Here is a 19,196-nt window from a genome sequence, read left to right as displayed (position 1 = left end):
TCCCTGCCCCATAAATCTGGAGATTGTCGATGACCATCAACTTCAAAGATAAAGTCGCCATTGTGACCGGAGCCGGCGGCGGACTGGGCCGCGAATATGCGCTCGAACTCGCCAAGCGCGGTGCAAAGGTTGTCGTGAACGACCTTGGCGGTGCGCGCGATGGCACCGGCCATTCGGATGCCGCACTCAAGGTGGTTGAAGAAATCAAGGCAGCTGGCGGCGAAGCCATGTCGAACGGCGGCAGCGTCACCGAATATGAGCAGATGGTGGAAATGGTTGCCAAGGCAAAGGAAGCCTGGGGCGGCGTTCACATCCTGATCAACAATGCCGGCATCCTGCGTGACAAGAGCTTCACCAAGATGGAAATGGCTGACTGGAAACTGGTCGTCGATGTCCACCTCAACGGTTCGGCCAACTGCACCAAGGCGGTGTGGGATACGATGCGCGAACAGAATTATGGCCGCATCCTGATGACCGCCTCGTCGACCGGCCTTTACGGCAATTTCGGCCAGACCAACTATGGCGCTGCCAAGCTCGGTCTCGCTGGCTTCACCAAGTCGCTCTATCTCGAAGGCGCGAAATATAATGTGAAGTGCAACACGCTGGCCCCGATCGCGGCAACGCGCATGACTGAAGACATTCTTCTGCCCGCAGCATTTGCAATGTTCGATCCGGTCAATGTCGTTCCGGCTGCGCTGTTCCTGGTTTCGGAAGACGCGCCCGCCAATGTCATCATGGGCGCCGGTGCCGGTTTCTTCCACACCGCAAATGTCACCATGACGCAGGGCATGCTGCTTTCGGGCGATGACCTGTCGCCCGAAGGTGTGGCAGCCAACTTTGCCCAGATCAGCGACCGCACCGGCGAAATCGTGCCCCAGTCGGGTGGCGAACAGTCGATGCAGGCGATGAAACTGCTGCAGGCGAAAGCCGGCTAAAGCAGCAGCGCCCGGATTGCCCGGGCCGCATCTGCCATCACTTCTTCGCGATCGAGTTCGGGTTCGTCGAAAACGAGTTCGATCGCTGCATAACCCAGATCGACCGCCAGCCTGGCCCTAAGCACCAGGCTGGCGCGACCTTTTTGGGGGTTTAGCGCCAACGCACGTTCGGCCAAAGCCTCCGCCAATGCCCGGTGCGACGACAGCCGCACCTCTGCCAATTGCGGCACCGCGCGCAGCATCCGCATCACCCAGGGCCCGCCCGCGCTTTTGCGCGTCAGCTCGACATGGTCGAGCAACGTCTTTGCAATCGTCACTTCATCCTGCGCCGGATCAAGCGCAACCAGCGCATTCTGCGCGTCCATCAACCGTTTGCCGAGCGCGGTCAGCACCGCATATTTGTCTTCGAAATAATGGTAGAGCGTGGGTGGGGTAACGCCTGCACGATCAGCAATCCGGTTGGTGCTGATTCGTTCGACGCCCTCTTCCGCCAGCAACTCCCCCGCCGCGTCGAGCAACTTTTCGTAGGTCGCGAGTGACCGGTATTGGACAGGTTTGTGCGGCATCTCGAAATCCTGCTTGACCTAATATAGTGATAACTATATTTTCTCGATTGGGAAAGGGAATTTATGCGCAAATATATAGCCTTACTGCTCCTGCCATGGCTAGGGGGTTGCGACGAACCGGTACCTTCCGCACAACCAATGACGCCCGAACTGAGTGCCCAACTCTCCCCTGCGGACCCGCGTTTGGCAGAGTTGTATGCAGGATCGTGCAAGGCGTGCCACACGGTGAAGGACTCGCTAGCGCCGCTGACCGGCGATCGTAGCGCATGGGATGCGCGCTGGGCACAGGGCGAAGCGGCCTTGCTCTCCGCCAGCATTCAGGGGAAGAATGGCATGCCGGCGGGCGGACAATGCTTCACCTGTACGCCAGAGGATTTGAAGAGGCTGATCCGATTCATGGCCGGGCGGGAGGATGAACAATGAAGATAGGGCGTCGCGTCTTGTTGGGTGGGGCGGGTTTGCTTGCGCTTGGCGTAGGTGGTTTGGCTGGCCGCCGCATGTGGCTCAGTCGAGAGCTTGAACTTCCCGATGCGATCAATGCCGACGGGCGCGCGCTCTGGTCAAACTGGGCTGGCAACGCTTATGCTTATCCTGCCACCCGGGCAGCACCAGCCAACGAGGCAGAGCTTGCCGCACTTTTGCCAGGGGCAAAGACGCCGATCCGCCCGGTCGGATCGGGGCACAGTTTCACCGAACTGGTGCCTACCGAGGGCACATTGCTTTCGCTCGATCGGTTGAGCGGGCTGGTAAGCCATGATGCGACGGCGATGACCGCCACAGTCAGGGCCGGAACCAAATTGTCGGCGCTTGGGCCATTGCTCGCGGGGATTGGGCAGGAGATGCCCAACCTTCCCGATATCAACAAACAGACGCTGGCAGGCGCACTTGCAACCGGAACGCATGGTACTGGCAAAGGCGTGAAAGCCATTCATGGCGAAGTGACCGCGATGAGGCTCGTCCTGCCCAATGGCGAAGTTGCAGAGTGCAGTCGCGAATTGCGGCCCGAACTGTTCCACACAGCGCGCGTTTCGCTTGGTGCCTTTGGCGTGGTCAGCGAAGTCACCTTGCAGAACCGCCCGCTTGAGCGGGTGAAGAAAATCGTGTCGCTGGTCGATACCGAAGACATGCTGCGCCAATGGCCGGCGCTGGCCGAAAAGCACCGCAACGCCGAATTCCTTGTGCTGCCCTTCACCGGCAAATCGGCGTTGATCACCCACGACACCACGACCGAACCGGTGCGCCCGCGCGGCCCGGATGGCGACACCGATACGCTGATGGACCTGAAATCGCTGCGCGACCTGTTCGAATTCGCGCCCGAACTGCGCAAGAAAGCCGCGCAATCGGCAATGGCCGACATCCCACCGGATATCGCCATCGACGAAGGCTGGAAGCTATTGTCGAATGAACGCCCCGTGCGATTCAAGGAAATGGAATATCACCTGCCGATAGCCGAGCAGGTCGGGGCGCTGCGCGAAATCATCCGCCGGATCGAAAGCGATGCGCGCGGCGTCTTCTTCCCCATCGAAGCCCGCATCATCGCGCCCGACGATGCCTGGCTCTCCCCCTTTTACGAACGCGAAAGCGGATCGATTGCGGTGCATGCCTGGTACAAGGAAGACCATGACTGGATGTTCCGCTTGGCCGAGCCGGTATTCCGCGAGGCGGGCGGGCGGCCGCATTGGGGCAAGCTGCATTCGCTCGGCGCACAGGAATTCAAACAGCTTTATCCACAATTTGCAGAGGCCGACGCCATCCGGCGGTCGGTTGATCCCGATGGCCGGATGCTCAATCCTTTCCTGAAGCGCATTTTCGGATGAAGCGCCGCACCTTCTTCATCGGCGGCGGTGCCTTGATTGCGGCGGGTGCGGGTGCAATGCTGCTGCGCCCGGCAGAGGAGGGAGCGATGCACAGCGATTATTTCCGAAATTTGGCTGGCGCGCTTGGCCGTGCGGGATTGAACCGTCCCACGCTCGTGATCGATCGCCAGAGGTTGGTCGCCAATATCGCGGCCATCCGGCAAAGCGTAGACAAGGCCGGCCTGCCGCTCCGCGTCGTGGCCAAATCACTGCCCTCGCCCAAACTGCTCGATGCCGTACTGGCGGGCATGGGTAGCGACCGGTTGATGGTGTTCAGTGCGGAAATGTTGCTGCAACTGCTGCCAGCACGCCCGCAAGCCGACTATCTGATGGGCAAGCCCCTCCCCACGAGCGAATATGCGCGCGTCATCGACACCGCAGGCAAGGATGCCGTCGGAAACGTCCAATGGCTCATTGATACACCGCTGCGTCTTTCGGAATATGTCGCGGTTGCGAAGGCGCGCGGCGTTCCGCTTAATGCCAGCCTCGAAATCGATGTCGGCCTTCATCGCGGCGGCTTTGCCGATCCGGGCGAGTTGGCCGCAGCCGTTAAAAGCGCGATCGCGGCAAATGCGAAGATTTCCGGCCTGATGGGCTATGACCCGCATGTTCCCAAAATGCCCAGCCCGGACAAGGCCTATGCAGCGACGCAGGATGCTTACAAAAACGCCATCGGGATTTTGAAAGCTGCCGATCTCGACATTTCGGCGATAACAGTCAACGGCGCAGGCAGCCCCACCTTCCGCCGCCATTGCAAGGGCACGGTCGCGAATGAAGTGTCGGTCGGCTCCGCCTTCGTCAAACCCGGCGATTTCGATTATGAAGACTTGGCCGATCTTGCGCCCTCTGCCTTCATCGCAACCCCCGTCCTCAAGGCGAGTGGCGACCAACAACTGCCGGGTCTTGAACCACTCTCGAGCGCGCTCCATTGGTGGGATCGCAACACCGAACGCGGCTTCTACATCCATGGTGGCCACTGGCTCGCCAAACCCGCCTCACCCGAAGGCCTCCAATATTCCAAGCTGTTCGGCCGCTCGTCCAACCAGGAATTGCTCACCGGATCGCGCAAGATCGACTTGAAGCCCGGCGACATCATCTTCCTGCGCCCTGACCAGAGCGAAGCCCTGTTCCTGCAATTCGGCGATATCGCGGTGTTTGATGGCGAGGAAATTGCCGAAAGCTGGCCAACACTCCCGGTGAGCGCCTAACCCTCAACCAGTTTGAGCAACTTTCGCTCCACCGGGGCCAAGACGGGCACCAGTTCGTGGCCGCGTTTCAATACCGCGCCGCCTTCGCCAATCAGCGCCCACATGCCCTGCTTGTTGCGCAGCGAAGGATCCTTGACGATGCGGTATTCGGGGCGCTCGGCTGTGCGGCGAAAGGCGGAAAAGATCGCGGTGTCGCGGCCAAGATCGATGGCATAATCGCGCCAGTTGCCCGCCGCGACCATTCGGCCATAGAGATCCAATATACGAGTGAGTTCGTCGCGTTCGAAACCGACTTGGCGGGCCTGGCGCGCCGCAACCGGAAAAGGCAGAATTGCGCTCAAGCCGACTTGCTACCCCCGCGCTTGCGTGCGGCACTTTTCGCGGCAGCCGCAGCATCGCGTTCCTCCAGCAGTTGCGCCAACCGCTTTTGCATCGTTTCCATTTCGCATTGCAGGATTTCGAGTTTTTGCGTTGCCGGATCGAAGCGTTCGCTGCACGGCGTGCCATAGGGCACAAAATTCTGCGTCTCGGGCTTAACCTCAACCAAGGTCGGCTTGGCCGGGATGCCAACCATGGTCGCGCCTTCGGGTACATCCTTGGTGACAACGGCGTTGGCGCCGATGCGGCTGTTAGCGCCGACGGTGATCGGGCCGAGGATCGCCGCACCAAGGCTGATGATCACATTGTCACCGATGGTCGGGTGGCGCTTGCCGCCCTGGCCGCTGGTGGGATTGGTGCCGCCCAGCGTTGCCCCCTGATAGATCGTCACATTGTCGCCAATCTCGGCTGTCTCGCCAATCACGACAAAGCCATGGTCGATGAAGAAATTGCGCCCGATCGTCGCACCGGGGTGGATATCGATCGCGGTCAGGAAGCGCGCGATGTGGTTCACCAACCGCGCGAGGAAATACATTTCGCCCTTGAACAGCCAGTGCGCAACGCGATGCAGGCCAAGCGCCCAAACGCCGGGATAAAGCAAGATTTCCCAACGGGTGCGCGGCGCCGGATCGCGGGCCTTGATAGAGTCGAGATACTCGACAAAATTTCCAAACATGGCCTTTAACCTCCCGCAACCCGCAGCATGGGCATTTCGCCCGCATTGGCCATTCGTTCAATACATCTGTAAAGTTAAGCGATAGCGCAAATAATTCCAGACCTGTCGGCCTTGGTCAAAGGAAAAACATGGATTTTATCGACCATAACGATTAATTACGGCCTATTAATCGATTGGACCGAAAAATGTCGACCTATCTGCCTACGCTCAAACAGTTGCAATATCTGGTCGCGCTTGAGGAGCATGGCCATTTCGGCAAGGCAGCCGACGCCTGCTATGTGACGCAATCGACGCTGTCGGCAGGCATAAGGGAATTGGAATCGCTCCTCGGCTTGGTGTTGGTCGAACGCACGCGCCGCGTCGTCCGCTTCACCCCGCTCGGCACCAAAATGGTCGCCAAGGCGCACCGCATCTTGCGCGAGGCAGAGGAACTCGCCGATATGGCGCGGGCCGCGGGCAAGCCGCTGGCCGATGAATTGCGGATGAGCGTGATCCCGACGATCGCCCCCTTCCTGCTCCCCCGCCTGCTGCCGTCGTTGCGCAAGAAATATCCCGATCTCAAACTCTACCTGCGCGAGGAAACCAGCGCCGCTGCATGCGAAGCCTTGCACAGGGGACAGGTCGATTGCGTACTGCTCGCGCTGCCTTATGGCTGCGGCGATACCGAGCATGCCAAACTGTTCGACGACCGGCTGTTCGTTGCTTTTCCCAAGGGAGAGCCCGATAATCCGCCCAACACCATCGTTCCCGAAATGATCGATGAATCGCGCTTGCTGCTTCTGGTCGACGGGCATTGCCTGAAAGACCATGCGCTCGCCGCCTGCAACCGGCCCGAACTGCGCGCATCAGCGACGATGTTGGGCACATCGCTGCACACGCTGATCCAGATGGTCGACAACGGCCTCGGGCAGACCCTGGTGCCCGAAATCGCAGTGAAGAACGGGTTGCTCAATGGCACCGAAGTCGAGGCACGGCCACTCGATGCACCGCATGCCAGCCGCGAAATTGCGCTGGTCTGGCGCACCAACAGCCCGCGCCAGCCCGAGTTCGAATTGCTCGCGGAAACGATGCGCGAATTGGTTGTCGCTTAATCCCAGCGCGTAGCGCGTTGGGTGTCGCTGGCCTTGGCCTCAACCCAGACCGCATCGGCGTCACGATATTCCTTTTTCCAGAATGGCGCGTCGGTTTTCAATCGGTCGATAAGGTAGGCGCACGCCTCAAGCGCGGCAGCGCGGTGCGCGGCCGCCGCCAGCACGAGCACGATTGGCTCGCCCACCTCCATCCGCCCGACACGGTGGATAATCGTACAGCCTGCCAATCCCCAACGCTGGAGCGCCTCTTCGCAAATGTCCGAAAGGCTCGCCTCGGTCATGCCCGGATAATGCTCAAGCTCGATCGCGGTCACACCATCGTCGGCGCGCACGATGCCGGTGAAAGTCGCAACCGCACCAACGCCGAGCCGCTCGAGCATTGCAGCTTCGGCCGCAATGTCGAACGCTTCGGTATGGATCGAGACGCGGATCATCCGCCTGTTACCGGCGGGAAAATGGCAAATTCGCTCGCACCGGAAATCGCGGCATCGGCTTTCACCATGCGCTGGTCGAGCGCAAAGCGCAGCTTCGAACGGTCGGCAAATGCTTCGGCATGGCTGGGGGATTGCGACGCCAGCCAATCGAGCGCCTCGGCAACGGTCTGCACTTTGCCTGGAAAGTCGATATCCTCGACATCGCGGCCCAGCGCCTCGCGGACGCGTGCGAAATAGACCAGCCGCATGGTCAATCCATATGCTTGATGCCGACGCGCAGATAGTCCCAGCCGGTGATGATCGTCAGCACCGCGGCGACCCACAACAGGCTGAGCGCGGCCGTTTTCAGAAGCGCCCAATCGGGCAGCGCACCTGCCAGGATCAGTCCGCCAAAGGCAACCAGTTGCGCGGTGGTTTTCCACTTGGCCAGTTGTGAAACCGGCACCGAAACCTGCAACCCGGCGAGGAATTCCCGTAAGCCCGAAACAGTGATTTCGCGCAGCAGGATGACGAGCGCGGCGATGACGTGCCAGCCATCTACATCGCGGGTGAACACCAGCAGCAGGATCACTGCACCGACCATGATCTTGTCGGCAATCGGATCGAGAAACACGCCGAGTTTCGAAACGGTACCCTGCGCCCGCGCCAGATAGCCGTCGAAATAATCAGTGATCCCCATCAGGCAGTAGAGCGCGAAAGCGAACCAGTAATCGATCGGCAAAGGCTGCACGCTTTGCGGCTTGGTACCTGGCCACAGCAGGAACACAAGGATCGGCACCGCGAAGATGCGTGAGAGCGTGAGGATATTGGGCAGGCTCAGCATGTCATCAATTCCTAACGCCAAATGTGCGGAAAAACATCCGCTATTTTCCTGTTGCGGGAACCGCCGGATAAGCCTGCCATAACCCACCGAGTGCATCCTTCAGCGGATCGAGCCATTGCTCATAGGGTTTCCATTGTTCGACACCGTCGCGGTTGATCGGGCGGCGGACCTGCTCGCTCGATGCAGTGCGCACCGCGCGCTTGTTCTGGTGGAAATTGAGGCAGGCCTCTTCGAAAGGAACACCCAGATAATCGAGCATCGCGCGGACTTGTGCCTCGGGCTCTTCAATCACCGCTTCATGAATGACGCGGTGGACGCGGCCCGGCAGCACGACATCGAAATGCGCCATCAGACGAACATAATCTGAATAATAACGCCCCATGTCAGACAGGCTGTAGCTGAAGGCTTGCCCCTTGGCGAAATGCTGGCGGAAATTGGAGAAGCAGCAATCTAGCGGATGCCGCCGCGCATCGATGATCTTTGCATTGGGCAGGATCAGGTGGATGAGGCCAGTGTAAATCCAGTTGTTGGGCAGCTTGTCGATATAGAAGGGTTTATCAGTCTTGCGCTGCACCGCGGTGCGGCGGAGGAACTCGCTCCCCAATTCGGCGAGCCGCTCGCCCGGCATCTCCTTCACCGCATCCACCCAGCCGCTTGGCACCGTTTTGCCCTCACGCAATGCAATTGCCGGCATATCGGGCAGTTCCATCGTGCCTTCGATCTGCGAATGGCTCGCCAATATCTGCTCGAGCAAGGTCGATCCTGCGCGCGGCATGCCGAGGATGAAGATAGGATCGGGGGTCGCATCGCCCTGCCCCGCACGGCTGGCGAGGAATTCGGGGGTCAGTGTGGCGATGATCTTGTCGACATGTCGGGTGACAATGTCTGGATCATAATCGAGCTGGCCGTGCCGGATGGCGTTGGCGCGATCATAATGGCCAAAGGAGGTTTCGGCCTCTCGCCGGTCGTCAAACGCCTTTCCAAGCGCGAAGTGCAGATGCAGCCTGTCATCGTCAGACAGCGCTGCCGTATCGAGCGCAGCCTCCATCGCAGCGATATCAGCCTCATCGAAACGCACCGTCTTCAGGTTCGCAAGGCTCCACCACACCTCGCCCAAAGTTGGCTCGACCTCCAGCGCACGGCGATAGGCGGCAATACCTTCATCCTGCTTGCCGACGGTTTTGAGGACATGGCCGAAACTCATCCACAACTTGGCATGTGTCGGAAAACGATCGGTCAGCGCGCTATAAAGCGCCAAAGCCTCGTCATATTCGCCGATCCGGCCCAGCGCCGCCGCCATAAGGCTCTGCCCGCTGGCATCATCGGCATCAACCTCGAGAACGGTGCCGAGCATCTCGACCGTCTCTTCAAAACGGTTCTGCCGGTACAAGATGCCGGCAAGATTGGACCGCGCTGCCGTGAAATCGGGCGCAAGTTCAATCGCACGCCGCAACAGCGCCTCGCTGTCCTTGAACCTCCCCAGCCGCGCCGCAAGCTGTGCCATCAGGCGGATAGCCGCGACATCAAGCGGATCCTGCCGCAGATGCGCCCGCAGCAACGGCTCTGCGTCGGCCAGCCGGTCCTCGTTGATGGCGAGCGCGGCCTCAATCAACTGCGGATTGCGCATGCCGCGCGCGATATAATGGCTGGCAAGATCAGGGGCGGTTTGCGTCATCGATCCTGCGCTTATCGCATTGCCCCGGCATCGCCAAGCGCGCTGTCGGCGATGTGGAGGCGCAGCGCATCGCTGCCGGCACTGTCAAACAACGCTTCCTCGGTGCCCGTCATCCAAACCTGGCTGCCAGTATCATGAAGCCGCTCGAAAAGCGCCGCACGGCGGCCTGGGTCGAGATGCGCCGCGACCTCATCGAGCAGCAATATCGGCGATGCGCCGCGCAATTCCGCCACCAGAGCAGCATGGGCGAGGATCAACGAAAGCAACAGCGCCTTCTGTTCGCCGGTCGAACAGCTTGCCGCCGGCTGCCCATGGCCATCATGGCGCACAAGCAGGTCGTTGCGATGTGGCCCTGTAAGGGTGCGCCCTGCCGCCCGTTCGCGCCCGCGATTGGCCCGCCAGCCTGCCGCCAGCGCCTCAGCATCAGACACCGTCGCATCCTCCAGCGCTAGCAAAGGTTTGGCAAAGGGTGATGGGGGCATCGCGGCTATACGCTCCGAAAGTTGCGCGACAGTGCGCGAACGGCTGGCAATGATTGCCGCGGCATATTGTGCCATGCTGGCCTCGATCGCTTCGAACCAGGCGGTATCGCCCTGCCCTTCGGACAGCATCCGGTTGCGCTGGCGCAGGGCATTTTCATAACGGCTGCTGTTGAGCGCGTGCGCAGGCTCAAGCGCGAGCACTAACCGGTCGAGGAAACGCCGCCGTGCGCCGGCACCATCCATGAATAACCGGTCCATCGCAGGCGTCAGCCATAATATGGAGAGCCATTCGGCCAAATCGTTGATCGCGGCATTGGCACCATTGATGTGGACGATGCGCCTGCCAGGTGCTTCTGCACTCACCGCGGTGCCCAAATTGCTTTCACCCAGCCGCGCCGAGACGGCAAATCCGCCCGATCCACCCTGCCGTGCCATTTCGTGCAGATTGGCGCGCCGCAGCCCCCGGCCGGGAACCATCAGCGAAACCGCCTCCAATATGTTGGTCTTTCCCGCACCATTCGAGCCATGCAGGATGATGAAGCGCCCCTGCGGGCGAACGCTCAACGCGGCATGGTTGCGAAAATCCGTAAGGTCGAGCCGATCGAGCGCCATAGCCTTGCCCTATCCGAGATGCAGGCCGCGTCAACGCCGATTTGGTGCTCGCCCGGCAAGTTGGCGCAATTTCCACCACAGCCATCCCAAAATATTGGCGTATTTTCCTAATATTCAGGTTCGTAAAATCGTGTTTTTCACGTCGGAAAATTCTATGTAATTGTTTTTAATGTATTTCCTAAAATTGGCACGCCTCCTGCAATAACCTTGGCATCCCCGGAATGATCCGGAACATGAACAAGGAAGGACTTTTAAAATGACCATTTCGACCCGTAACCAGTTCGCTTCGGTATTCGCAGCCATCGCATGTGCATTCCTGACCATCGGCGTCAGCGTTGCTCCCGCAGTTGCTCCTGTAGCCCCCTATCTCGCCTGATAGCGTCACCCAAGAAAGGAATTTGACATGAACGCTTCATCTCGCAACCAACTCTTCTCGATCGCAGCCGCTCTGCTGTGCGCTTTCGTCACGGTCGGGATGAGCATTGCCCCCGCGCTTCCGGGTGGTATCGTCTGATGAACCCGAAGTTCGATCTGCCACCTGTCGTCAAGCCCGTTACTTCAAAGGAAAGCAAAATGACCAAATTGACGCTCGACCGCGCCAACAAGAAAATCTGGGGCGTATGCGCCGGCCTCGCCAACTGGACCGGCATGGATGCCACCGTTGTTCGCGTGATCTTCGTGCTCGCCACTTTGTTCGGCTTTGGCTCGGCCATCCTGATTTACGTCGCCTTGGGGTTGATCCTCGATTGACCCCAATCGACCTTCAGGCTCATATTGTAAAAAGTAGTAACATCTGATCGGTAACCCAAATTTAACGTCCTTGTACTGTTGGGACTTTAACTTTCGCCGTGGTAACCATCATGCAATCGAGGAACTGCACTCAGGACCAGTTTGCATGCCAGATGAAGTTAACAACGCCTACGACGATGAAAATCTCGAATCCCGCCGCTTTGGCCGCGGGGATGTCTACATCCCCATCGACGTGCGCGAATATGCAGGCGGGCGACACAAGGCCCATATGCTCGACCTGTCGCAATCGGGATGCCGGGTCTTTTCGGTAACGCTGTTGCGGCAAGACCGATCGATCTTCATCACCCTGCCGGGATTTGCGCCGCTCGAGGCGGAAGTCGCCTGGAAAAAGCGCGATGAATATGGCTGTGCATTCCTGACCGGGCTGCACCCGGCGATTTACGACCATATCCTCGCGAGCTTCCCCGCGCTGCGCAAATAGGGCGCGACTTACAGCAGGCTTTGCGTCACCACGGGCAGTCCCGCCAAGGCATCGTCGGACTGTTCGGTCCAGTGCCGTTGGTTGAACACCGCCCCTTCGGCACGCACCGCATCGACCTTTGCAAGGTCGACCTCGGCAAACAGCCACATCGGCTGGTCCAGCGCACCCAGAGCAACAACACCATCATCGGGAAAGCCAAGGTCGGGCGGTCCATAAACCCCCGCCGCCCCGCGGTTGCTGTCGAGCGAGGGGCACCAGGGCGCCTCCCCCACCGTCGGCGAATGCACGGCATAGAACTGGTTTTCGAGTGCGCGGGCCTGCGCACCGATGCGCACCCGCCAATAGCCGGTCAATCCATCAGTAGCAGAGGGGACGAGGAGCAATTTCGCCCCTGCCTCTGCCAGCACCCGTGCAATCATTGGAAATTCGCTGTCATAGCAGATCGATATGCCAATCTTTCCCAGCGCGGTATCGAACAGGGTGAGTTCGCGGCCGCCCGAAACGCCCCAGATCTCGCGCTCGAATCGCGTCATCACAATCTTCGCTTGCTCGCCCATCTTGCGGTTGGGCGCAAAAAGGCGCGCGACATTGTGATAGGCATCCCCCACCCGCATCGGGCAAGATGCGGCGCAGATATGGATATGATGCTCGGCCGCCAGCCGTTCATGCGCGGCGTCGATATCGCTGCGATGATCGGATAGCCACGCCAGCGAATATGCCAGATCGTCGCGCGCCTTGGCGTTGGCGGCGGTCAATTCCATGATACCATATTCGGGGAAGAGCGCGAGGCTCGCCCCGCCTGCCTTGGCTTCGGCTACCCAGCGAGCCAGCTTGTCCTCCCACTCGACAAAACTGCGGACTTCGTCGATCGGATATTGCGCGGCGGCGATGGTGAAGGCGCTCATAAGGGGCCGATCCAATATTGCATCTGGTGCGAAACCTCTTCCGCACCGCCGACTTCCTTCCACTCGAAATCGGTCGTGAAGCCTATGATAGGCCGATAGCCGCGCTTTTGCCAGAAGGCATCGAGCGGCTGGTAATCGGCGGGCCTCGCCGGATGGTCGACGGCGCGAACCACCGCGCAGAAACTCGCTTGCACCGCCCCCGCCGTACGTCCCGCCGCCTCACGCTGGTCGAAAAAGGCATGGCCGATGCCCTGCCCGCGATATTCGGGCAGCAGTACGGACTCGCCGAAATAGAAAAGCCGATCGACATCAATCCGGCGCTCAACAAAGGGGCGCTGGAACTCGGCCTTTTGCGCGATCATTGGCGAAGCGGTGGCAGCACCCACTATCCGGTCACCATCAAAGGCGGCGACCAAAGCGGCGTGCGGCGCCGCAGCAAACTCGGCGATATAGTCGCGCTCATAGGCGACATCGCCGTCGTACAGATAGGGAAAGGCGCGAAACACCTCGATGCGCAGTTGCGCCAGATCGTCGAGCGCAGCCGATATTTCCGCACCTGTCAGCGTGCGAACAGCAACCGTCAACTCAGCCCCCGACCTGCCGGATCCAGTCGGCAAGGTTGTAATAGACCGAAACCCGCGAAATCAAGCCGTCGCGCACCTCGAAAAAGGCACCGGCGGGCAGTTCGTACGTCTGCCCTGCGGCTTCGGGCAGGCCTTCATCGGTCGCCAGATATTCGCCATGGACGATGAATTCAGCGGCACCGCGCCGGCCATCCTCGTCGGCCATTAGCACGATGTCGGTCAGCCGTTCCTTGTAGCAACGATCCATGTGCGCAAGGAAAGTGCGGAACGCATCCTTGCCCGATTGGCGATCGCCCTGGTTGATATCGTGCGCGACATCCTCGGTCAGGCAGGCGAGCATCCCCTCGCCGTTGCCCGCATTGAATGCCTCATAATAGCGCCCGAGCAGGGCGAGCGTATCGGCGCGGCTCATGCAACCTTCCGTACGAAGACGCTGCCCGCCGAATAGCCGGCACCAAAGGAGCAGATAAGGCCGATATCGCCTGCTTTCAGGTCTTCGCTATGCTTGTGGAAGGCGATGATCGATCCGGCGCTTGAGGTATTGGCATAGGTGTCGAGCACGGTCGGGCTTTCATCCTCATTCGCCTCATGCCCCAAGACACGCTGCGAAATCAGGCGGTTCATCCCCTGGTTGGCCTGGTGCAGCCACAGGCGGCGCAGCCCGCTGCCTTCAAGGCCAAGGTCGGCGGCATGATCGACGATCATCTGTGCGACCATCGGCACCACTTCCTTGAAGACCTTGCGGCCTTCCTGGACGAACAGCTTGTCGGACTTAGGTCCGCTTTGATCGACAGGCCCCTTGCCTTCGGCGCGGTTCAGGAAACCGAAATTGTTGCGGATATTGTTGCTATACTGGGTCTTCAGCCGCGTGCCGAGGATTTCCCAATGCTGCGCAGGGGCGATGTCCTTCGCTTCGACAAGGATTGCGGTCGCCACATCGCCGAAGATGAAATGGCTGTCGCGATCGCGCCAGTTCAAATGGCCCGAAGTGATTTCAGGGTTCACCACCAGCACCGATTTGGCATTGCCAGCACGGATATAATCGGCGGCAGTCTGGATGCCGAAAGTCGCCGACGAACAGGCGACATTCATGTCAAAGCCGAAGCCGCGCTGCATGCCCAGTTCATGCTGGATTTCCACCGCCATCGCCGGATAGGCGCGCTGCATGTTCGATGCGGCGCAGAGCACGGCATCGACATCGGCAATGTCACGGCCGGCCTTGGCCAGCGCATCGCGGCAGGCGGCAACGCCGATTTCGGCCATCAGCGAAATCTGGTCATTGGGGCGCTCTGCATAGCGCGGTTCCATGATTTCGGGGTTGATGATTGCGGTCTTGTCGATCACATGGCGCGATTTGATGCCGCTCGCTTTCTCGACAAACTCGACCGAGCTGTGCACCAGCGGCTCCGCATCGGGATTGCGCGCATTGTAGAGGTCAACATACGCATTGAAGCTGGCGACCAGTTCGTCGTTCGAAATGGTATCTGTCGGGGTGTAAAGCCCGGTCGCCGAAATGACCGGAGTGAAAGCGTCTGTCATGGGATTCCCGCTGTTTATGTTTTGCTGGCTGTCGACTAGCGCCACCCAATACGGGAAACAAGCTAATTGCTTTTGCTGCGCGCCGAGTCCAGTATCGTCAACAAGAGGGGAGCCACAAAACAGATGGCATTGGAGACGCGTAAACCCAGCCTGCTTTCACGTGGCGTGCGGGCTTTGTTGATGTGGTTTTACAGACGGCAGGGCTGGACTGCGGTGGGTGAAATTCCGGAGCCGCGCCGCTTCATCATCATCGCAGCCCCGCACACATCGAACTGGGATTTCCTCTATTATATCGGCCTGACGCAGACGCTGGGGATCCAGCCGCATTTCATGGCCAAGACCGCTTTGTTCCGATGGCCGATGCGCAACTTCATGCTCGACATGGGCGGGGTTCCGGTCGATCGCAAAAAGGGCGGCAATTATGTGCAGGCTATGATTGACGAGTTCGGCAAGCACAAGGAATTCATGCTGACCATCGCGCCCGAAGGCACACGCGGTGCAGTGCGCAAATGGAAAACCGGTTTCTACCATATCGCCATGGGGGCCAATGTCCCGATGGTCGTCGGCATGATGGATTATGGCAAGAAAACCGGCGGGCTTGGCCCGCTGATCTGGCCGACCGGCGACTATGAAGCCGACATGGCGAAGGTTGCCGAGGTTTATGCCAAGGTGACGCCCAAATTTCCATCGAAGCAGATGGCGAGCATAACCGGGGAGAGCGAAACATGAGTGGTGCATTGACCATGCTGGCAATCAACCTTGCGGTGTTGATGGCAGCGATCCTCTTGCTCTGGGCCTATTCGGTCAAAATCCGTGACGTCTCGTTCATCGATGCATTCTGGGCGTTTGGGATGGTCATCCTTGCCTGGGCAAGCTGGATGCAGATCGATGGCAATGGCCGCCGCGCCGATGTGCTGCTGGCGCTCACCACTATCTGGGGCGTGCGGCTTGCCGTCCACCTCATCACCCGTTGGCGGCGCGAGGGTGAAGACCCGCGCTACAAGAAAATCATGGGCCATGCGATGGAAACCAAGGGGTGGAGCTGGGCGAAGACCGCGCTGCTGATGGTATTCCTGACGCAGGCACCATTGCTGTTCATTACCTCGCTGCCAGCACAGCTTGGTATCTGGGCGAGCGAAGGCGGACGCTGGGTCATGGGCCCGATCGCATGGGCAGGTGTCGTCATTGCGATGATCGGGATCATCTTTGAAACCGTCGGCGATGCGCAGTTGAAGGCCTTCCGCAGCAACCCCGCCAACAAGGGCAAGGTGCTCGACACCGGCCTGTGGCGCTATACCCGCCACCCCAATTATTTCGGCGATGCCTGCACCTGGTGGGGTATCTGGCTGGTCGCGGCGGAAACCGGCCCTGCTGGCTGGGTGAGTATCATCGGCCCGATTTTCCTGACCTTCACGCTCACCAAATGGTCGGGCAAGCCGCTGCTCGAACGCAGCCTCAAAAAGAACCGCCCCGATTATGCCGCCTATATCGAGCGGACCTCGGGCTTCTTTCCCTGGCCGCCCAAGAAATAACCCACCCTTTTTGGGCAGGGGCTATTTCACCAACCAGATCTCGCCATAGCCGTTGAAGGCTGGCGCCACCTTGTGCTTCACCTCGCGGCCCGGCGCGAAGGCAAGGTCGGGGAAACGGTTGAACAGCATTGGCAGCGCGATCTTCGCCTGTGCCTTGCCCAGCCCCGCGCCTAGGCAATAATGCGCCCCGCCGCCAAAGGCGAAATGCTGCACATTTTTGCGTTCGATATCGAATGTCTGCGGATCGGGGTTCATTTCGGGATCGAAATGCACGCCAAACAGCGACATGTGGATGGTATCACCCTTTTTGATCGCCTTGTCGGCAACCTGCATATCTTCATGCGCGCTGCGTAGCACCTGCGACACGGGCGGTTCGACGCGCAATATCTCGTCCATCGCATTGTCGTGCAGGTCTGGCCGCGCGCGGAATTTGGCGAGCTGGTCGGGATGCTTGAGCAATTGCACCACGCCCGCACCCAGCATGTCGGTGGTGGTCGAATTGCCCGCAATCAGCAGCAGGCGGATCAGCAGCACGATATCCTGCGTCGTCAGGCTGTCGCCCTCCTCCTCCGCCTGTGCGAGGCGGGTGATCAGGTCATCGCTCGGCTTGGAACGCCGGATATCAACCTCACGCGCCAGGTAATCGGCAAGCACGGTTGTCGATTCCTCATAAAGCGCGGTCTGCTCCGGCGTGCGGAACGGATTGAGCGCCTGCATGCAGCCCAGTGACCAGCGGCGGAAATCCTTGCGGTCGGCGGGATTGATGCCGAGCAGTTCGGCCATCACCGTCGTCGGCAGCGGAGATCCGAACAGTTGGACGAAATCAAACTCACCCTCGGCTGCATCGATATCATCGGCCAGACCCTTGGCGATTTCCTCGATCCGCGGCAGCAGCGCATCGACCGAGCGTTTGTTGAACGCCTTCAGCACCAATGTGCGTTGGCGCTTATGCTCTGGATCGTCGAGCATCAGGATCGACAATTCCTTGCTGTTCGCACCGTATAGCGTCTTCGAAAAGCTGCCTTCATTGGCCTTGCGCGGGTCGGCGTTGAGATCGCGGTTCTTGATCAGTTCCGAAACCTCGCGCCCGCGGGTCAGGAAATAGCGGCCAAGCTGCTGGTCATGGTGGACCGGATCGGCGGCACGCAACCGATCGAGCGGCACCCAGGGTGTTTCCCGATAGGTCGGATCCAGCGCAGAGAGCTGGTATCCCGTCGGCAACGGCTGTTCTTCGTCTGACATTGAAATCACTACCCCGTGTTTCGTAAATCCACCCGTGATGACGATACGCAGCGGCTGCGCCATTGCAACCATGCATATCATTTTGGCTGCAAACTTGTTTGCCCTGCATCAATTCCTGTTACACGTTGCGATGCTAAGCAATGTCGATGCTGTTTTACCTCGCAATTTCCACCATGATGGTCTTCCTGACCGTGACTATTCACGGCCTTGGCCTCAACCTGCTTGCCCACTTTATTCGCTCTGAAGAGCATGAGGAGCGGGTGCATCATGTGCCAAAGCTTTCGCGCCGCAGCCTGTTTTTCACGCTCGCGCTCGTGCTCGGCCTGTTCGTTTTGCACGGTCTCGAAATCTGGCTCTACGCATTCCTCTTCATGGCGGTCGGCGCAATTGCGACGCTGGAAACCGCAGTCTACTTCTCGACGATCAGCTATGCCGGCATCGGCTTTGACGATAGCTATATCCAGCCCGCTTGGCGGCTCGTGGCAGGGATAGAGGGGATCAACGGCCTGCTGCTGCTCGGCTGGTCCACTGCGTTCTTTGTGACTTTGGTGACACGTTTGGGGCGCTGATCAGCGCGCCGGCATCTCGCGAGTCAACGCCGCCATCGCCCGATAGAGCGAAATCATTTCGGCAAAGTCGAACGCCTGCTTCACCAGCTGCCCATCAGCGAGCGCCAATTCGATTTCGACAGGCACCGGCCCTTTTTGCTGGAGCAGCGCGTCGGTGAAGGCCTTGCCCTCGAAAATCGCGGTCCAGGCGTTCACATCCTCTGCATCCGCCAGCGACTGGTTGACCCATCCGATCGACAAAGGCGGATTTTCGCCCGCGCGGAACAGCACCGATCCTTTGGGCATTCCGCGCTGTTCGGGCCAGTCATAGGCGCTCACCGACAGGCCGAGCAGATATTCCTCATTCTGGTTTTGCAGCACCAGCATGCTCGCCGCCTTGGGCCCGAAACCGGTGGTGCATTGAATTACCGCTGCGGCCCCGCTGCGATAACAGCGCAGTTCGCCCTTGCGCGTGGGATAGGTCGCGGCCGGGGTTGTGCCCGCGAGCGAAAAGACGATGGTATCGCCCTGATACAGCGCGCGGACCTTGGCACCTTCGAGCAGGAAATCCTCGACCAGCGCGATGCCGATCATCTTTCCATAGCCATCAAGCGTCTTGGCGCAGCGCAGCCGTCCGCGAAATTGCGGCGTGGTCACGGTAGAGGGCATCAGCTCTTCACGCACATAACCAAGCTCTGCGGCGCGCTTTGCCATATCGGCGGGCAAGGCATCGGTCACGCTGCACGTCGGTACGGTGCCGCGATCGGCCACTTCCAGCTCGGGATTGGCGAAGGCGGCCTGCCCCGAAAGCAGCGCGAACGCGAACAGCAGGGGGCGGAGCGGCAGCGGAAACCTCATCCGCCAGCCGTTAGCCGCCAT

General features: G+C 59.9%; 24 protein-coding genes. 10 read left to right on the top strand and 14 right to left on the bottom strand.

Annotation, left to right across the window (positions count from 1 at the left end; genetic code table 11):
- Positions 1-29 precede the first annotated feature (29 nt).
- A complete protein-coding gene (locus tag ACFSAG_RS08630; protein ID WP_381513563.1) occupies positions 30-935 on the top strand; it encodes an SDR family NAD(P)-dependent oxidoreductase in 906 nt (301 codons plus the stop codon).
- Here the strand turns inward: ACFSAG_RS08630 and ACFSAG_RS08625 are convergent.
- A complete protein-coding gene (locus ACFSAG_RS08625) occupies positions 932-1,501 on the bottom strand; it encodes a TetR/AcrR family transcriptional regulator (RefSeq protein WP_381513560.1) in 570 nt (189 codons plus the stop codon). The genes ACFSAG_RS08630 and ACFSAG_RS08625 overlap by 4 nt on opposite strands.
- 138 nt (positions 1,502-1,639) lie before the next feature.
- Between ACFSAG_RS08625 and ACFSAG_RS08620 the strand changes: the two genes are divergently transcribed.
- Genes ACFSAG_RS08620 through ACFSAG_RS08610 form a run of 3 tightly spaced genes read left to right on the top strand, consistent with a single transcriptional unit; the run spans position 1,640 to position 4,565 of the window.
- Positions 1,640-1,924 carry a c-type cytochrome gene (locus ACFSAG_RS08620; protein ID WP_381513558.1) on the top strand — a complete coding sequence of 95 codons (285 nt, stop codon included), beginning with the start codon at positions 1,640-1,642 and terminating at the stop codon, positions 1,922-1,924.
- On the top strand, positions 1,921-3,318 hold the full coding sequence (locus ACFSAG_RS08615) for a D-arabinono-1,4-lactone oxidase (protein WP_381513555.1): 1,398 nt from the start codon (positions 1,921-1,923) through the stop codon (positions 3,316-3,318). Before ACFSAG_RS08620 ends, ACFSAG_RS08615 begins: the two co-directional genes overlap by 4 nt.
- Positions 3,315-4,565, top strand: coding sequence for an alanine racemase (locus ACFSAG_RS08610; RefSeq protein WP_381513552.1), 1,251 nt, complete (start codon positions 3,315-3,317; stop codon positions 4,563-4,565). The genes ACFSAG_RS08615 and ACFSAG_RS08610 overlap by 4 nt, the downstream gene beginning before the upstream one ends.
- Here ACFSAG_RS08610 and ACFSAG_RS08605 read toward each other — a convergent pair.
- Positions 4,562-4,906, bottom strand: a complete 345-nt coding sequence (locus ACFSAG_RS08605) for a DUF2794 domain-containing protein (protein WP_374614890.1) — start codon at positions 4,904-4,906, stop codon at positions 4,562-4,564. The genes ACFSAG_RS08610 and ACFSAG_RS08605 overlap by 4 nt on opposite strands.
- Positions 4,903-5,619 (bottom strand): serine O-acetyltransferase EpsC, encoded by a 717-nt coding sequence (gene epsC, locus ACFSAG_RS08600; protein ID WP_374614888.1) that lies wholly within the window; start codon positions 5,617-5,619, stop codon positions 4,903-4,905. The genes ACFSAG_RS08605 and epsC overlap by 4 nt, the downstream gene beginning before the upstream one ends.
- Positions 5,620-5,804: 185 nt before the next feature.
- Here epsC and ACFSAG_RS08595 point away from each other — a divergent pair, with 185 nt between their 5' ends.
- A complete protein-coding gene (locus tag ACFSAG_RS08595; protein ID WP_381513547.1) occupies positions 5,805-6,710 on the top strand; it encodes a hydrogen peroxide-inducible genes activator in 906 nt (301 codons plus the stop codon).
- On the opposite strand, the gene ACFSAG_RS08590 is transcribed toward ACFSAG_RS08595, so the two are convergent.
- The 5 genes from ACFSAG_RS08590 to recF are packed head-to-tail and all read right to left on the bottom strand — an operon-like array spanning position 6,707 to position 10,736.
- Positions 6,707-7,144, bottom strand: a complete 438-nt coding sequence (locus ACFSAG_RS08590) for a molybdenum cofactor biosynthesis protein MoaE (RefSeq protein WP_381513544.1) — start codon at positions 7,142-7,144, stop codon at positions 6,707-6,709. The two genes, ACFSAG_RS08595 and ACFSAG_RS08590, sit on opposite strands and share 4 nt — an antisense overlap.
- Positions 7,141-7,392, bottom strand: a complete 252-nt coding sequence (gene moaD / locus ACFSAG_RS08585; protein WP_381513541.1) for a molybdopterin converting factor subunit 1 — start codon at positions 7,390-7,392, stop codon at positions 7,141-7,143. Before moaD ends, ACFSAG_RS08590 begins: the two co-directional genes overlap by 4 nt.
- Before the next feature lie 2 nt (positions 7,393-7,394).
- The gene (gene pgsA, locus ACFSAG_RS08580; protein ID WP_374614883.1) at positions 7,395-7,967 is read right to left on the bottom strand and encodes a CDP-diacylglycerol--glycerol-3-phosphate 3-phosphatidyltransferase; all 573 of its coding nucleotides are present in this window, start codon (positions 7,965-7,967) and stop codon (positions 7,395-7,397) included.
- A 40-nt stretch (positions 7,968-8,007) separates the two neighbouring features.
- The gene (locus tag ACFSAG_RS08575; RefSeq protein WP_381513538.1) at positions 8,008-9,642 is read right to left on the bottom strand and encodes a tetratricopeptide repeat-containing sulfotransferase family protein; all 1,635 of its coding nucleotides are present in this window, start codon (positions 9,640-9,642) and stop codon (positions 8,008-8,010) included.
- A gap of 11 nt (positions 9,643-9,653) precedes the next feature.
- Positions 9,654-10,736, bottom strand: a complete 1,083-nt coding sequence (recF, locus tag ACFSAG_RS08570; protein WP_381513535.1) for a DNA replication/repair protein RecF — start codon at positions 10,734-10,736, stop codon at positions 9,654-9,656.
- A 573-nt stretch (positions 10,737-11,309) separates the two neighbouring features.
- Between recF and ACFSAG_RS08565 the strand changes: the two genes are divergently transcribed.
- Both ACFSAG_RS08565 and ACFSAG_RS08560 read left to right on the top strand, forming a co-directional pair.
- Positions 11,310-11,486 (top strand): PspC domain-containing protein, encoded by a 177-nt coding sequence (locus ACFSAG_RS08565; protein WP_374614880.1) that lies wholly within the window; start codon positions 11,310-11,312, stop codon positions 11,484-11,486.
- Between the two features lie 145 nt (positions 11,487-11,631).
- Complete coding sequence (locus ACFSAG_RS08560; protein ID WP_381513532.1) at positions 11,632-11,967, top strand: PilZ domain-containing protein; 336 nt, start codon at positions 11,632-11,634, stop codon at positions 11,965-11,967.
- 8 nt (positions 11,968-11,975) lie between these two features.
- Here ACFSAG_RS08560 and ACFSAG_RS08555 read toward each other — a convergent pair whose 3' ends face one another.
- From ACFSAG_RS08555 to ACFSAG_RS08540, 4 genes are read right to left on the bottom strand one after another with little or no spacing between them, the layout of a single operon-like run.
- A complete protein-coding gene (locus tag ACFSAG_RS08555) occupies positions 11,976-12,872 on the bottom strand; it encodes a carbon-nitrogen hydrolase family protein (RefSeq protein WP_381513529.1) in 897 nt (298 codons plus the stop codon).
- Positions 12,869-13,456, bottom strand: a complete 588-nt coding sequence (locus tag ACFSAG_RS08550) for a GNAT family N-acetyltransferase (RefSeq protein ID WP_381513526.1) — start codon at positions 13,454-13,456, stop codon at positions 12,869-12,871. Before ACFSAG_RS08550 ends, ACFSAG_RS08555 begins: the two co-directional genes overlap by 4 nt.
- Position 13,457: 1 nt before the next feature.
- Positions 13,458-13,868 (bottom strand): ketosteroid isomerase-related protein, encoded by a 411-nt coding sequence (locus ACFSAG_RS08545; RefSeq protein ID WP_343904024.1) that lies wholly within the window; start codon positions 13,866-13,868, stop codon positions 13,458-13,460.
- Positions 13,865-14,995 (bottom strand): beta-ketoacyl-ACP synthase III, encoded by a 1,131-nt coding sequence (locus ACFSAG_RS08540; RefSeq protein ID WP_381513520.1) that lies wholly within the window; start codon positions 14,993-14,995, stop codon positions 13,865-13,867. Before ACFSAG_RS08540 ends, ACFSAG_RS08545 begins: the two co-directional genes overlap by 4 nt.
- A 123-nt stretch (positions 14,996-15,118) precedes the next feature.
- On the opposite strand from ACFSAG_RS08540, the gene ACFSAG_RS08535 reads away from it, so the two are divergent.
- On the top strand, positions 15,119-15,724 hold the full coding sequence (locus ACFSAG_RS08535; RefSeq protein WP_381513517.1) for a lysophospholipid acyltransferase family protein: 606 nt from the start codon (positions 15,119-15,121) through the stop codon (positions 15,722-15,724).
- On the top strand, positions 15,721-16,527 hold the full coding sequence (locus tag ACFSAG_RS08530; protein ID WP_381513514.1) for a DUF1295 domain-containing protein: 807 nt from the start codon (positions 15,721-15,723) through the stop codon (positions 16,525-16,527). The genes ACFSAG_RS08535 and ACFSAG_RS08530 overlap by 4 nt, the downstream gene beginning before the upstream one ends.
- 21 nt (positions 16,528-16,548) lie before the next feature.
- Here ACFSAG_RS08530 and ACFSAG_RS08525 read toward each other — a convergent pair whose 3' ends face one another.
- Positions 16,549-17,832 carry a cytochrome P450 gene (locus ACFSAG_RS08525; RefSeq protein ID WP_381513511.1) on the bottom strand — a complete coding sequence of 428 codons (1,284 nt, stop codon included), beginning with the start codon at positions 17,830-17,832 and terminating at the stop codon, positions 16,549-16,551.
- 83 nt (positions 17,833-17,915) lie between these two features.
- Between ACFSAG_RS08525 and ACFSAG_RS08520 the strand changes: the two genes are divergently transcribed.
- Positions 17,916-18,338 (top strand): ion channel, encoded by a 423-nt coding sequence (locus ACFSAG_RS08520; RefSeq protein ID WP_381513509.1) that lies wholly within the window; start codon positions 17,916-17,918, stop codon positions 18,336-18,338.
- Here the strand turns inward: ACFSAG_RS08520 and ACFSAG_RS08515 are convergent, their stop codons facing one another.
- On the bottom strand, positions 18,339-19,175 hold the full coding sequence (locus tag ACFSAG_RS08515; RefSeq protein ID WP_381513506.1) for a hypothetical protein: 837 nt from the start codon (positions 19,173-19,175) through the stop codon (positions 18,339-18,341).
- Positions 19,176-19,196: the final 21 nt, after the last annotated feature.

This window comes from Sphingorhabdus buctiana (genome assembly GCF_042680825.1).
GTDB lineage: Bacteria > Pseudomonadota > Alphaproteobacteria > Sphingomonadales > Sphingomonadaceae > Sphingorhabdus_B > Sphingorhabdus_B buctiana.
Note: the sequence above shows the minus strand (reverse complement) of the source record. Positions and strands in the feature narration are given on the sequence as shown.